Origin of the sequence: Paenibacillus lacisoli, assembly GCF_030580655.1 — a bacterium.
GTDB lineage: Bacteria > Bacillota > Bacilli > Paenibacillales > Paenibacillaceae > Paenibacillus > Paenibacillus lacisoli.
Window position 1 is genome coordinate 13,822 of sequence record NZ_JAUQTB010000013.1, and the last position, 15,630, is coordinate 29,451.

Annotated in this window: 8 protein-coding genes; 7 read left to right on the forward strand and 1 reads right to left on the reverse strand. The window is 56.3% G+C overall.

Going from position 1 to position 15,630, the window contains the following annotated elements; genetic code table 11:
- The first annotated feature begins 29 nt into the window (after nt 1-29).
- The 5 genes from Q5741_RS17425 (at nt 30) to Q5741_RS17445 (ending at nt 12,917) form a co-directional block, all read left to right on the forward strand.
- On the forward strand, nt 30-2,336 hold the full coding sequence (locus Q5741_RS17425) for a glycoside hydrolase family 3 N-terminal domain-containing protein (protein ID WP_305025398.1): 2,307 nt from the start codon (nt 30-32) through the stop codon (nt 2,334-2,336).
- Nucleotides 2,336-5,503: an alpha-mannosidase gene (locus tag Q5741_RS17430; RefSeq protein ID WP_305025399.1), complete on the forward strand. Its 3,168-nt coding sequence runs from the start codon at nt 2,336-2,338 to the stop codon at nt 5,501-5,503. Before Q5741_RS17425 ends, Q5741_RS17430 begins: the two co-directional genes overlap by 1 nt.
- Nucleotides 5,504-5,635: 132 nt before the next feature.
- Nucleotides 5,636-6,955, forward strand: a complete 1,320-nt coding sequence (locus Q5741_RS17435; protein ID WP_305025400.1) for a glycoside hydrolase family 125 protein — start codon at nt 5,636-5,638, stop codon at nt 6,953-6,955.
- Nucleotides 6,952-10,155 carry a beta-galactosidase gene (locus tag Q5741_RS17440; protein WP_305025401.1) on the forward strand — a complete coding sequence of 1,068 codons (3,204 nt, stop codon included), beginning with the start codon at nt 6,952-6,954 and terminating at the stop codon, nt 10,153-10,155. The genes Q5741_RS17435 and Q5741_RS17440 overlap by 4 nt, the downstream gene beginning before the upstream one ends.
- Nucleotides 10,152-12,917: an alpha-mannosidase gene (locus Q5741_RS17445; protein ID WP_305025402.1), complete on the forward strand. Its 2,766-nt coding sequence runs from the start codon at nt 10,152-10,154 to the stop codon at nt 12,915-12,917. The genes Q5741_RS17440 and Q5741_RS17445 overlap by 4 nt, the downstream gene beginning before the upstream one ends.
- Nucleotides 12,918-13,063: 146 nt before the next feature.
- On the opposite strand, the gene udk is transcribed toward Q5741_RS17445, so the two are convergent.
- On the reverse strand, nt 13,064-13,699 hold the full coding sequence (udk, locus tag Q5741_RS17450; RefSeq protein WP_305025403.1) for a uridine kinase: 636 nt from the start codon (nt 13,697-13,699) through the stop codon (nt 13,064-13,066).
- Nucleotides 13,700-13,949: 250 nt separating this feature from the next.
- Between udk and Q5741_RS17455 the strand changes: the two genes are divergently transcribed.
- Nucleotides 13,950-14,813, forward strand: a complete 864-nt coding sequence (locus Q5741_RS17455) for an alpha/beta fold hydrolase (RefSeq protein WP_305025404.1) — start codon at nt 13,950-13,952, stop codon at nt 14,811-14,813.
- Between the two features lie 7 nt (nt 14,814-14,820).
- Nucleotides 14,821-15,615, forward strand: a complete 795-nt coding sequence (locus tag Q5741_RS17460; protein WP_305025405.1) for a sulfite exporter TauE/SafE family protein — start codon at nt 14,821-14,823, stop codon at nt 15,613-15,615.
- The last annotated feature ends 15 nt before the right edge of the window (nt 15,616-15,630 follow it).

The window sequence follows — 15,630 nt, forward strand, 5'->3', positions numbered from 1 at the left end:
AGAAGTTGCAATGAAGAAAGGAGCTCAACATGACGAGATATAAGGATCGCAGCAGGCCGATTGCCGAACGGGCCGAGCATCTCCTCAGTCTGATGACGATAGAGGAAAAGGTCGGCCAGCTGGTACAGCCGTTCGGCTGGCAGACCTATGAGCATAAGGACGGCAAGGTCACGTTGAAGGAGTCGTTCAAGCAGCAGATCACAGAGGGCGGCATCGGATCCCTGTATGGCGTGCTGCGCGCCGATCCGTGGACCGGTGTGACACTGGAGAATGGGCTCTCAGCAAGGGAAGGGGCCGAAGCCGTAAATCAGATCCAGCGCTATGCGGTAGAGCATTCGCGCCTGGGCATTCCGATCCTGATCGGAGAGGAATGCTCTCACGGGCACATGGCGATAGACGGTACCGTCTATCCCGTTCCACTGCTGCTCGGCAGCACGTGGAACGTGGAGCTGTACCGGGCCATGTGCCGCGCGGTCGCGGCTGAGACCCGCGCGCAGGGCGGCACCGTGACCTATTCACCGGTGCTGGATGTGGTCCGCGATCCCCGCTGGGGGCGGACAGAAGAGTGCTTCGGCGAGGACCCGTACCTGATCGGCGAGTTTGCCGCCGCTGCCGTAGAGGGTCTTCAGGGCGAAGCACTGGATGACAGCGGGAGCATAGCGGCGACGCTGAAGCATTTTGTAGGCTACGGCAGCTCGGAGGGCGGGCGCAATGCCGGCCCGGTACATATGGGAATGCGGGAGCTGCTGGAGGTAGATCTGTATCCGTTCCGCAAGGCGGTGGAAGCCGGTGCACAGTCCATTATGCCGGCCTATAACGAGATCGATGGCATTCCCTGCACCGTTCATACCGGGCTGCTGGAGGACGTGCTGCGGAGGGAATGGGGCTTTGACGGTATGGTGATCACCGACTGCGGAGCGATTGATATGCTCGCCGGCGGACATGATGTGGCCGAAGATGGCCTGGATGCTGCTGTGCAGGCACTGCGCGCCGGGATAGATATGGAGATGTCGGGTGAAATGTTCGGCAAATATCTCCAAGAGGCGCTGCTCACAGGCAAGCTGGACATGGAGACCGTGAACACCGCAGTGCGCCGGGTTCTCATGCTCAAATTCAGACTGGGTCTGTTCGAGAACCCTTACGGTGACCCGGAGCGTGCCGAGGAGCTGATTGGCTGTGAGGCACATACCGTGCTGGCACGGCAGCTGGCTGCCGAAGGTATTGTGCTGCTGAAGAATGAGGACGGTCTGCTGCCGTTGGAACGGCAGGACGTTGGAACGGTTGCTGTGATTGGACCCAATGCTCATCATGCCTACAATCAGCTGGGCGATTATACTTCACCACAGTCCAAATCCAGAGTGGCTACGGTGCTGGATGGCATTGTGGGCAAGCTGGATGGCGGTACAGAGCGGGTGCTGTATGCACCTGGCTGCCGCATTCGCGGAGAGTCGCGTGAAGGCTTCGAGCATGCACTGGCCTGTGCAGCCGAGGCCGATACGGTCGTGATGGTGATGGGAGGTTCGAGCGCCCGGGATTTCGGTGAAGGCACGATTGATCTGAAGACTGGAGCTTCGAAGGTGAGCGACAGTGCCTGGAACGATATGGACTGCGGCGAAGGCATTGATCGCACAAGCTTGGGACTGTCCGGCGTTCAGCTGGAGCTGATTCAGGCGGTTCATGCGCTCGGCAAGCCGATAGTGGTGGTCTACATCAACGGCCGTCCGGTCGCCGAGCCATGGGTGGATGAGCATGTGCCTGCCATTCTTGAAGCATGGTATCCGGGACAGGAGGGCGGTCATGCGATTGCAGATGTCCTGTTCGGGGACGTGAACCCGTCCGGACGGCTGACCCTGTCTTTGCCAAAATCGGTGGGACAGCTGCCGGTCTACTACAACGGCAAGCGTTCGCGCGGCAAGCGGTACCTGGAGGAGGATGTGAAGCCCCGGTATCCGTTCGGCTATGGCCTGAGCTATACCGCGTTCAGCTATGACATGATGAGGCTGAGCACAGAATCAATCTGCCGCGGAGAGCAGATGACGGTCTCGGTGAATGTGACGAACACCGGCGACCGGCAGGGACAGGAGGTTGTACAGTTGTATATTACGGATGCTGTCAGCACAGTTACCCGTCCGCTAGTGGAGCTGAAAGGCTTCCGCAAAATATCTCTTCAGCCCGGTGAGACCCGGACCGTCACCTTCACCATTGGCGATGAACAGCTGCAGTATATCGGCACTGATTTGAAGCCGATCGTGGAGCCGGGATGGTTCCGCATACAGGTGGGCCGGCATGTGATGGATACACTAAGTGCCGATCTCATGGTAAAGGAGGAGGCGTAATGGAACGAATCAGACGTTTGATCCGCGAGCTGTCCGAATGCCAGTGGCTGGAGCAGCAGGAGCTGAGCAGCTGGAGCATCACCCGGTCGGACTATATCCTGCCGGGTCAATATGAAGGGTTGGCCCCCTATACTGAGGGAGCGGGATTAAGCTCCTTCCCGAGCAGACAGGGGACGACTTACTTCTTCAGGACGACGATCCAGCTGGAGGGATCATGGCTGGAAGGGTCGTTCGGGCTGGTATTTGACTCGGGCGGCGAAGGCCTGCTGCGTGTGAACGGCCGTTCCTATCAGGGGCTGGATCGCAATCATACTTACGTGACGCTGGATCCGTCCGTGATTGGAGCGGTACCGGAACTGGAGATCGAGCTGTTCGATCCGATTCCCGAACCCGTGGATCCGCTGAATCAGCAGGCGGTGATTCAGCCGCCGATCACCTCTATTGTAAGCCAGCTGGTCCGGCCGAATGAGGCGGTACGGAGTCTGATGTATACGGTGACAGTGGTGCGAGACTCCCTGCAGCTGCTGCCCGCAGAGGATTTTCGCCGGGTCCGGCTGATGGAGGCTTTATATCGGGTGATGGACCGGTTTGTGAACCTCGCAGAGGCAGAAATCCGTGCTGGAGTGGAGCTTGGCCGTATTGAGGCTGATCTGAAAGCGGATGTGCAGAAGGTTGGCGGCAACGCAGAAGGGTTAGAGCATATGGTTGGGCAATCGCATATCGATATCGCCTGGCTGTGGCCGGTGCGGGAGACGGTGCGCAAAACAAGCCGGACATTCTCGACGGTCGACCGGCTGATGGATGAATATCCGGATTACCGGTATGCCCAGAGCCAGCCGCTGCTGTTTGCTTTTCTGAAGGAGCATGATCCCGAGCTGTATGAGCGGGTGAAGCAGCGGGTCGCCGAAGGACGCTGGGAGCTGGTTGGCGGCATGTGGGTGGAGCCGGATCTGAACATTCCGAGCGGAGAATCGCTGATGCGGCAGATGCTGTACGGGCAGCGGTTTTACCTGCAGGAATTCGGGAAAACCTCGAGCATCGAATGGCTGCCCGATACATTTGGTTATTGTGCTTCGCTGCCGCAGATTCTGCAGCACGGCGGGATTGAATACTTTATGACGACCAAGCTGGGCTGGAATGACACGAACGTCTTCCCGTACGACCTCTTTCAATGGGTGGGGATTGATGGAACAGCGATGCTGTCTTATCTCAATCATGGCGTGAATGAGCATACGCTGCCAAAGGATATTCATGAACACTGGCAATCGTACCGAGAGAAGGCGATACACCCTGAACAGATGCTGCTTTATGGCCACGGCGATGGCGGCGGCGGGGTGACGCGCGAGATGCTGGAATACATCGACCGCAGTGAGCTGATGACCGGCCAGCCTGCCAGCCGCTATAGTACAGCAGCCGAATTCTTCGCCGGTATATCGGCTGCGGCCCCGCAGCTGCCTGCCTGGCACGGCGATCTGTACTTGGAGCTGCATCGCGGCACCTACACGACGCATGCGCGCAACAAGCGCAGCAACCGGCAGGCCGAGGTACTGTACCGGGAAGCCGAGCTCTGGCAGGTGCTGGCCGGACCGGAGCTGGCGGCCCAGGAGCAGCAGAGCGCACGGGAGGCGCTGCATGAGGGCTGGAAGCTGATTCTGCTGAATCAGTTCCACGATATTATTCCCGGATCGGCTATTCCGGAGTCTTATGTCACGTCAGAGAAGGAATACCGGCAGGTGGTTCAGCTCGGGCAGCAGGCCTTAGCGCCTGCGGTAGAGTCACTGGTTCGCAGAATTCAAACGGACGGCCCGCAGACCGGTATACCTCATATCATTTTCAACAGTCTCGGCTGGACCCGCAGTGTGGTGCACTCGCTGGAAGGATCGTTTGCCTCAGGGCTGACCGTACGGGATGAAGACGGCATTCCTATGGAGGTCGATGTAGAGCCGGATGGAGCCTCTATTTATGTCCCGGATGTTCCGGCCTTCGGGTACAAAACGGTATGGCTGACGCCGGGGGTGCGGATAGAAGGTACACAGGACGCGATGAAGCAGGACGTTCTGAGAGAAGGTGGGCCTGATCAGGATATAAGCAGTAATTCTTCACCTCAGCCGGTCTTTGACGGCCAATGGGAGACTCCCTTCTATAGAGTCAGTTTCAATACAAGCGGGGAAATGACGAGCCTGTACGACAAAAGTGCACGCCGTGAGGTCATTCCGTCCGGGGAGCGGGCCAATCATTTGCAGCTGTTCCACGACCGTCCGACCTTGTGGGATGCCTGGGATATTGACCCGCGCTACGAGGAGCAGCCGGCCGGCGAGGCGGAGCTGCTGGAGCAGCAGGTGGTGCTGGCCGGAAAAACCAAGGACGTGCTGCGCTTCCGCTGGCGGATTCATGAGTCGGAGATCACGCAGGACATCGTATTCTATCATCACAGCCGTCGTATCGATTTCATCAGCCATGTCTCCTGGAAGGAAACACATAAGCTGCTGAAAGTAGCTTTTCCCATCGATGTGGTTACAGACCGGGCGGTATACGAGATTCCGTTCGGGACCCTGGAGCGGCCGACCCATCGCAATACGAGCTGGGAGCAGGCACAGTATGAGGTTTGCGGTCATCGTTTTGCCGATGTATCCGAGCATGGTTATGGTGCCAGTCTGCTGAATGACTGCAAATACGGCTATGACATCCAAGGCAGTGTCATTCGTCTGTCTCTGCTGCGTGCTCCACGCTGGCCGGACAATACGGCTGATCAGGGTGAGCATCAGTTTACCTATTCGCTGTATCCGCATGAAGGCGATTGGCGCTCCGCACATACGCTGCGGCATGCGGCTGAGCTTAACCATGGCATCCAGTTCGTTGAGGCGCTTCGCGCGCCGGGAAGTCTGCCGCACACCGGGTCGCTGATTCAGCTGGATAGCCAGCATGTCGTGCTGGACACCGTGAAACCTGCTGAAGACGGCGGGGGGATCGTACTGCGTCTGTATGAATCAGCGGGAGGAAGGGAAACGGTGGCCATCCATTGGCCATTCCCAATAGAGAGCGCACATCTCTCGGACGCTCTGGAAGTCCCGGGCGAGCCCGTGGACCATCAGGACGGTGTGTTCGAGCTGAACTTCAAGCCGTACGAGATCAAAACGATTCTGCTCACCACCGGGAAGACGGATTAGAATCTTCGCTGGCAGCAAAGGTGGCATGTATTTCGGAAGCATAAGCTGCTTCAGAAGGGCGGCTCGAGTGATGGAATGCGCATAATGACAGATTTGATAGAACAACCCACCCAATTAGAGGAGTGACTTCACGTGGAACAATTCAGACTTCCCCAAATACCGATGCCGCCGCTCGAACTGCCGGCAGCTGTACAAGCAGTGCTAGAGGAGGCGGAGCATAAGCTGGCCCACCGGCCGAAGCTGCTGCAGCTGTTCAAGAACTGTTTTCCCAATACGCTCGAAACGACAACAAAGCTGATGGATGACGGTACGACCTTTGTGATCACCGGCGATATTCCAGCCTCCTGGCTGCGGGACTCTGTCGAGCAGGTCATTCACTACGTTCCGCTGGCCAAGGACGATGCCGATCTGCAGCGGATCATCCGCGGGCTGATTCAGCGGCATATCCAGTATGTGCTCATTGATCCGTATGCGAACGCATTTAACGAATCAGCCAATGACTGGCACTGGAACACGACTGACGAGACGAAGATGTCTCCCTGGGTGTGGGAGCGCAAGTTTGAGATCGATTCGCTCTGCTTCGTGGTGCGCCTGGCCTTCACTTATTGGAAGGAGACCGGACTGACCGACATCTTCGATGCCAGCTTCAAATCAGCAATGCTGCGGATTCTGGATGTATTCCGAATAGAGCAGCATCATGCCGACAAGTCTTCCTACCGCTTCATGCGCAGGAACGGGATCCTGCATGATTCCCTGCGCAATGAAGGCAAAGGCATGCCGGTGAACTATACCGGTATGATCTGGTCAGGCTTCCGCTCCAGTGATGACGCCTGTGATTTTCACTACAACATTCCCGGCAATATGTTCGCGGTAGTGGCACTGCGCCAGATGCAGGAATTCGCGGAGTGGGTGTTCCGGGATATGGCCCTGCTGGAGGAGCTTCAAGAGCTGGAGCTGGAGGTGAATCGCGGCATTCAGCTGTACGGGATTTACCGCCACCCGCAGTTTGGCCCGATCTATGCTTATGAGACAGATGGATTCGGGAACTACTGCCTGATGGATGATGCCGGGACACCCGGACTGATGTCGATCCCTTATCTGGGCTATACGACGGCCGATGATCCGATCTACCAGAACACTCGCCGCTTTGCGCTCAGCAAGGAGAACCCATTCTATTACGAGGGTACAGCAGCCAAAGGGATTGGCAGCCCGCACACACCGCCTGACTACATCTGGCATATGGCGCTCTCCATGCAGGGGCTGACAGCACAGAGCGCGGAAGAGAAGCTTGAGATGATCAACATGCTGGAGGCGACCGACGCGGACACTGGCTATATGCATGAGGGATTCCATGCAGATGATCCGACTGTATTTACACGCAAATGGTTCGCCTGGTCCAACAGTCTCTTCTCGCAGCTTGTCTATCAAGCGATGAAGGAGGGTCTGCTATGAGTCTTAAGGTGATCGTTCTATGCGACCCGTCCTTCCCAGCGGCAGCTGCACTTCCAGCTCCTGATCTCCTGCTGCAACAGGGCGGAGAAGTGCTGTTCGTTAAGGCCCATGAACTGGCCGGGGCGCTGCAGCAGGCGGAAGGCGGGTGCTTCGTTAACCTGCATGCGCCGTTCTTCCCGAAATCGGCTTGGGCTGCCATTGCCGCTTACCTGCGTCAAGGCGGCGGGTGGATGAATGTGGGCGGAGCGCCTTTCAAAATTCCGGTCCGCTGGGAGGAAGGAAGCTGGAAGCCGGAGGCCGAGCAGACTGCGTATCATCAGGAACTGTATATTCATGAGACCCTGCCGGTGGATGCAGCCAAAGTCATTTCTTACACGGCTTCCGATACCCTTCCACTGCTGGAGGGATATGAAGAGCTGTTCCCGCTGGCCGGTACATGGAATCTCGTTCCGCATACGACCCGGAACAGCGACCTTCCGCATCAGATGGGTTCAGCCGGCAGCATGAGTACGCAGATTTATCCTCTGCTGAAAGGGGTCAGTGCAGCAGGACGTGAAATCGCTGCACCGGTTGTCCTGTGGGAGAACTCGCGGGGGACATATTCCGGTTCCCGCTGGCTGTTCATCCATCTGCCGCTGACGGCAGCCTTTTGGGAGCAGAGTGGCATGGAGCAGATGCTGAACTGGGCCGCGTACTGTGCCAGAGGTGTGACAGAGCTGTCGATCCGGCCGAACTATGCTTCGTATGAAGCAGGTGAACAGGCTATACTGACCCTTCAGACCCAGCGTCTGCAGCGGGCTAGGTTGCCAGCGAAGGCTAATGCGGCGGAGAGATGGTCCTTTGAGATCAAAGTGACTTCACCTGAACGATCGGGATCACTGCCAATTGACCAACGGGCAAGCCAACTTGCGGATAGCTGGGAATACAGCCTGAAGACCGAAGTCACGCATGAACAGAAGCACATCCGGATTCCGGTTAAGCTGCCCCTTGGCATCGGTCTTCACCGGATTGTATGCCGGGCCGTAGCGCCGGACGGTGAGGTTCGTATTCTGCGCCAGGGCTACTGGCGGCGGGACGAGGAGCTGTTGGCTGCCGGGCAGCCCATCGCACGCAGCCGGGATTATTTTATCAAGGAAGGACGTCCGCTCCCGGTGGTTGGGATGACGTATATGACCTCGGATGTAGCCCGCAAATTCCTGTTCCTGCCTAACGCGGATGTATGGGACCGGGATATGGCCCAGATGGCCAAGGCAGGCATCAACTGGATCCGGACGGGCGTATGGACGGCTTACCGCAACATCATGCAGGTGGACGGCTACGTCTCCGAAGAGGTGCTGCGCGCGGTGGATGCGTTCTTCCTGACGGCCAAGCGGCATGGGCTGCAGGTGACTTTTACGTTCTTCTCCTTTACGCCGGAGACCTGGGAGGGAGTCAATCCGTATCTGGATCCACAGAGTGTAGAGGCACAGAAGCGGTTCATCCGCAGCATCGTCAGCCGCCACACGGCATCTACACATATCGATTGGGATTTGATCAATGAGCCATCTATGTTCGATCCGGCTCGCATATTTGCGGAGGGTCCACGCTCTGCCAGAGATCCCTATGAGCAGAAAGCGTTCATCCAATGGCTGATTCAGCGTCACGGCAGTATTGAACAGCTGCAGGAACGCTGGAACATGTCGCCGGAGCAGCTGCCGGACTTTTGTGCAGCGGTGATTCCGGAGCCGGAGGATATCAATTTTGACGTACAGGACATGCACCGGGCCAAAAAGGGAACCCGCTGGCTGGACTACTGCCTGTTCTCCATGGACATGCACAATCGTTGGGCGCGGGAGCTGCGCGATACGATCAAGCAACTGGTACCGAATCACCTGGTTACCATCGGCCAAGACGAGGCACTGGGAGCCCAGCGTCCATCCCCGTTCTTCTATGAAGAAGCGGTTGACTATACAACGGTCCATTCCTGGTGGTTCAATGACTTCCTGGTATGGGACGGTATCTTTGCCAAGACACCGGATAAGCCCAATCTGATTCAGGAAACCGGCGTAATGTACGTGGAGACCCCGGATGGACGGGCGAAGCGGACGGAATCCGAGCTGCGGAACCTGCTTGAACGCAAATATGCTTATGCTTTCTCCACCGGCGGAGCCGGGGCTATTCACTGGATCTGGAATACCAATTTTTATATGGACAATGCCAATGAATCGCATATCGGTGCACTGCGTGCAGACGGGACCGAGAAACCGGAAGCCGATGTGTCTTATGATTTTGGCCGTTTTATGAACGGAATCCGGGATTTGTTCCAGGATCGTCAACTGGAGGATATCGCTGTTGTATTCCCTTATTCCAATGACTTCTCGAACCGTCCGCTGGCCTTCGATGCGACAACGAGACTGACACGCGTGCTGGCCTATGATCTGAAGCTGCCGTTTCGCGCGGTCTCAGAATACCATCTGGACTCGCTGGATACGAACATGCCGAAGCTGCTTATCCTGCCAAGTGCACACAACTTCGAGGATAAAGCCTTGGCCAGACTGCTTGAGCTGGTTGAAACCGCAGGCTCGACGCTGCTGGTCACAGGTTCCCTTGGCATTGATGCGTACTGGCACACGAGCGGCCGGGCCGATGAACTGGTGGGAGCACGCAGACTCGGTAATGTACAGCGGGAGGAGATGCTGCGACTCGACGGCAGAGCCTTTCCGGTATCGTACGGCCACCGCCGGATCGCGGAGGTAGCTAAGGAAGAGCGGATGGAGAGCAGGCCGAGCGCATCTGGCGCGGTGCCGTCCGGAGGAACGGACGATGTCGTGGAAGTGCCTCTTGGCAAGGGGCAGTTGATCTGGTGCCCGCTTCCGTTGGAACTGAACGACCGGGATGAGCCCATCCAAGCCTTGTATCGTTATGCGGCCGGGAAGGCGGGGATCACAGCTGAATTAGAATGGTTATCCGGCGGTGAGCTGCCTGGCGTGTATGGCCGGAAGCTGGCATTTCATGGAGGTAGTCTGTATGTCTTCGTGTCAGAGTATGCCTGGAATGCAGATGTTCGTGTCCGAGATGCAGGGACAGGAAATACGTACGCTTTTGAACTGGAGAAAGGGCGCTCTGTTCTGTTCGCCACCGATCGGAAGGGACAACTGCTGGGTGTGTATCGTCCTGAAGAAGTGAAGATTGAACTTGAGGAGGGGGGCGCTGAGCGATGAACAGACACACAACGGCACATGTCATTTCGCATACCCACTGGGATCGGGAATGGTATCTGCCCTATGAGAAGCATCACATGCGGCTGGTTTCCCTCATGGATACTTTGCTGGACACGCTGGAGCGGGATCAGGATTACCGGAGCTTCTATCTGGATGGGCAGACGATTATTCTGGAGGATTATCTGCAGGTCCGGCCGGACCAGCAGAAACGATTGGAGCAGTATATCCGTGAGGGGAGGATTATCATCGGACCGTGGTATATCTTGCAGGATGCCTTTCTGACCAGCGGTGAAGCCAACATCCGGAATATGCAGATCGGGCACCGGGATGCGGCCCGCTATGGAATACCGGCGAAAATCGGTTACTTTCCGGATACCTTCGGCCTCGTGGGTCAGATTCCGCAGCTGATGGTACAATCGGGAATTAATAATGTATTCTTCGGACGCGGGGTTAAACCAACGGGGTTCAACAACACGGTTGCCGACGGCGGCTATGAATCTTCCTTCTCCGAAATGATCTGGCGGGGACCGGACGGCTCGGAAGTGCTGGGCATTTTGTTCGCCAACTGGTACTCCAACGGGAATGAGGTGCCGGTCGAGGAGCAGGAGGCACGGAGCTTCTGGGACCGCAAGCTGAGCGATGCAGAGAAGTATGCGGCTACCAATGAGCTGCTGTACATGAATGGCTGCGATCATCAGCCCATTCAGCGGGATCTGGCAGAAGCGCTGCGTACAGCCGGAAAGCTTCACCCGGAAGTCCAATTCATTCACTCGAATTTTCCGGATTATCTGGAGGCACTTGCCCAGCAGCTGCAGGGCAAAGAACTGTCTTCTGTGCAGGGAGAGCTGCGCAGCCAGCGTACCGATGGATGGGGAACCCTGGTGAATACAGCGTCTGCGCGCGTCTATCTGAAGCAGATGAATCAGCGCGGGCAGGCTCTTCTAGAGAAGGTGGCAGAGCCGCTGGCTGCTGCCGCCCATCTGCTCGGGCAGCGTTACCCGCATCATTTGTTCACCTATGCATGGAAAACACTCATGCAGAACCACCCGCATGACAGCATTTGCGGATGCAGCGTGGATGAGGTGCACCGGGAGATGGTGACCCGCTTTGATAAGAGCAGACATGTAGCGGAGACTCTAGTGGAGGAGAGCTCAAGGGCTATCGCAGACGCGGTGGATACATCAGTATTTGCTGGATATGGGGAGGAGGCCCTCCCTGTCATCGTGTTCAACACAACAGGCTGGGTACGCAGCGGCACCGTGTCGATCGATATTGATGTCGAGCGCCATTACTTCCGTGACGGCAGGCCTTTGGATGAGATTGCAGGTCTCGTGGAAGCAGTTGATGTGTCCGGTCGTATACTGGTTGACTCTGATGGACGCCGGCTGGCCTGCGGCGTAGAGGATCTGGGAACACAGTTCGGGTATGACCTGCCGGATGACCGATTCCGTCAGCCATATATGTGCCGCCGGGTCCGGCTTACCTTTGAAGTCGAGCAGATTCCGGCACTTGGAATGGCTCTCTATGCCTGGGTGCGGGAGAAACACGGGAAGCCCCAGGCTTTACCGGCAGCGGCTGCAGGGTCTTTGCTCAAAAATCAGCGGACGCTGGAGAATGAATGGCTGCAGATTGAGGTAGCAGACGATGGTTCGTTCACTCTGCTGGATAAAAAAACAGGGCAGCTGTATCGGGATCTGGGCATCTATGAGGATACGGGCGACATCGGCAATGAATATATGTACCGCCAGCCGGATGGAGAGCAGGCCTTAACAACCCGCGGGCTGGCCGCAGAGATTCAGGTGCTGGAGGCAACTCCATACCGGGCCGCGCTGCAGATCAAACACCGCTGGGAGGTCCCTTGTTCCGCTGATGAGGTGCTGGAGCGTGAACAGCGGGAGCTGGTCTGGTATCCGCACCGTAAGGCGCAGCGCTCCAATGAGCTGGTGACACTGGATATTACAACCGTGATATCGTTAAGCCGCAGCAGCGCCGGTGTGGAACTCGACATTACGATGAACAACACGGCGAAGGATCACCGGCTGCGGGTACTGTTCCCGACAGATCTGGAAGCAGATGTACATCAGGCGGATTCGATGTTCGAGATTGTCGACCGGGATCAGACGCCTGCACCGGAGTGGGAGAACCCGAGCAATACCCAGCATCAGCAGGCTTTTGTGGATGTGAGCGGGGCAAATGCCGGACTGACGGTAGCCAATCGGGGTCTGCAGGAATACGAAATTTTGCGGGATGGACGCAATACCGTGGCGGTAACATTACTGCGCTCCGTCGGTGAGCTGGGCGACTGGGGCTGGTTCCCGACACCGGAGGCGCAGTGTCTGGGCCGGCAGACAGCAAATCTGAAGCTGATTCCGCACAGCGGCGACGGCATCGCTTCCGGTTCGTACGCCGATGCCTATCAGTATCAGGTTCCATGGACGGTCCGTCAGACCGATGTGCACAGCGGTTCCGTGCAGCCGAACTACATACCGCTGCAGTGGGAAGCACCGGGCTTGGCCTTCTCCTCGCTGAAAGTGAACGAGAAAACAGGGGATCTGATGATACGCTGGTTTAACATGACCCGGGAGCAGACCCTTCTGAAGCTGGTTTCTGAACGGCCTGTCGAGCAGGTATACCGGAGCACTATTTTGGAGGAGCGGGGTCAGGAAACAGAGCGGCAGAGCAGGGATAACGGCTCAACAGAAGTTAGGCAGCCGGTTGGACCTTGCGAGATTGTAACGTTAGGGTTGAAGCTGGAGAATTAATTCCCTTGCAGGAGGGGATCGGGGCAAGAGGGTATCGGGCAGCCAACCGTGTTGGCTGTCCGATACCTTTTTCATATGGCGAAGGGAAGAAGAGATTACAAAATAAAAAATAGCCATCCATCATGGATGACTATCAATAGCTTCTATTAAGCTTCGCCCCAGGTCCGGTCACCGGTCAAATATTTCTCGGTCAGCACGGCCAGCAGTTGGATGCCCACTTCATTCTGCCCGCCCTCAGGGATGATCAGATCGGCGTATTTTTTGGAAGGCTCAATAAATGCCTCGTGCATTGGCTTGACTGTTGCCATGTATTGTTGGTGGATCGATTGGATTGTCCGTCCGCGTTCCTCAATATCCCGCAGCACCCGGCGCAGAATGCGCACATCCGGATCCGTGTCCACGAACACCTTGATGTCGAGCAGGCCGCGCAGCTTCTCATCCGAGAGGACGTGCAGCCCCTCGATGATCACAATGTTGTTCGGCAGCAGTTCTACCGTCTCCACAGCCGAGCGGGCGTGAGCCGCAAAATTGTACACCGGAGCAAACGCAGACTGGCCGTCTTTCAACTGCTCCAAGTGCTCAATCAACAGCTCATTGTCGAATGCAAACGGGTGATCATAATTGATCAGTTCACGTTCTGAGAGACTGAGATGGGCGTGATCCTTATAATAATTATCCTGAGATATAAATGTAACTTTACCTGAACCCAAACGATCTATAACTGAACGGGCAACCGTCGTCTTTCCCGAACCGGTTCCGCCGGCAATACCTATCGTAAGCATGCGATTTACTAAACCTCCCTGAGATGTTGGCCTTAACAATCCTAGTATTGTAGCATAGTACGCGCTTTTTTTCACCTGAAAATGAACGCAAAGGGTTGGCAATTTTTACGGTCGTCCGACTTCTGGCAGATCTTCGTGTATAATGGAGGGGTTCTTTATTTAAAATATCCATTTATAACCATGAATACGCATCATGAATGATCACCTTTTAACGGGTACCATATAAATCATATATGAAAGGAGGCTGGTTATGCAGAGCGGCATGCTGGAGGTTAATGGCACGAAGCTGTGGCATCTCATGAACGGGCAGGGACTGCCGGTCGTGCTGCTGCACGGTGGACCGGGTTCTTATGATTACATGGAGCCGGTCGCAGAGATGCTTACACGGGACTACCAGGTGATCCGATATGATCAGCGCGGAAGCTTCCGGTCTGCCAAAAAAGGTCCTTACCATACAGCCATCATGATTAAGGACCTGGAGCAGCTGCGGATGTCACTGGGTATCGAACGCTGGGTCGTCTGCGGCCATTCCTGGGGTGCTTTTCTTGCACTCGCCTACACAGCCTGTTATGAAGAGCGCGTAGAGGCTCTGATCTATATGTCAGGAACGGGCATAGACCCGGACTGGCATCAGGATTACCGCGTAAACCGGCTGAAACTTATGCAGGCTGCGGACCGGGAAGAATATACATATCTACGCTCGACTGTGGAACAATTAAGCGGCAAGGAGCAGGAAAACGCGCTGAATCGCATCCGTTATCTGAGCGCAGGGACGGATTTGTTTTATCCGGAACGCCGGCACCTGCTGCCCAAAACCGAGAGTCCCTATCTTAACGCGGAAGTGAATGCATCGGTGAACAGCGATACTGCCAATTGGATGGTCAAGAACGATTTCCGGCTGCAAGTCAGAAAGATCCGGGTGCCGAGTTTGTTCGTCCATGGAGCTGCGGATCCGCGTCCGGCCGGTTATGCGGCCAGGCTTTCACAGCTCCTGTCCAACAGCAGGATGAAGGTTCTGCCGCAGGCCGGACACTACCCGTGGATTGACCAGCCGGCATTATTGTGTCAGACGCTGCGCGATTTTTTGAACAACTACAACTTAGAAAAGAGCTGAATAACCTATGCATGATGTTTTTCTGATCCTGGTCGGGCTGTTTGCATCCCTGTGCGGGACCGTGGTTGGATTAGGCGGCGGATTTATTATGGTGCCATTCCTCGCCCTCGTTTATCCAATGCCGGTCTATCAAATTGTCGGAACGTCCATGGCCGTGCTTGCCATCAGTTCTATATCCAGTACAGCGGCATTTATCAAGCAGAAAAGGATTGATTACAAAAGCGGTGTCGCTTTTGCACTGGCGATGGTGCCGGGCTCAGTGCTGGGAGCCATCACGTCGAGCGGCATCAGCAGCCGCGGCTTCTTCATTGCCCTGGGAATCTTCCTCTTCCTTATGGCCCTCTTCCTGCTCATGAAACCGAAGGAAGGTGCCAAAGGCGGCCTGCTGCGCCCTACCGTTACCCGAACTCTGGTGGATGCTGCCGGTCAGAGGTTCACGTATTCGTTCAACATCCAGACCGGGATCGGCATCGGCCTGATTGTCGGATTTATCTCCAGTCTGTTCGGTATTGGCGGAGGTTCCATTATGGTGCCGACGATGGTGATGCTGCTGTCCTTCCCTCCGCATATTGCGGTGGCGACATCCGCACTGTCCATCCTGATTTCGGCTCTGGCGGGAACCATTTCCCATGCCTGGCTGGGGCATATCGACTGGATCAAGGTGCTCTGGCTGGCCATCGGTGCGCTGATCGGAAGCCAGCTGGGCGCCAAGGTGGCATCGAGGCTGCCGGCCAAGATCATTTTGCGTGCCTTATCGGTATGTTTGATTATTGTAGCTGTGCGGTTAATGTTTAAAGGTTGATCTTCATTGACATTC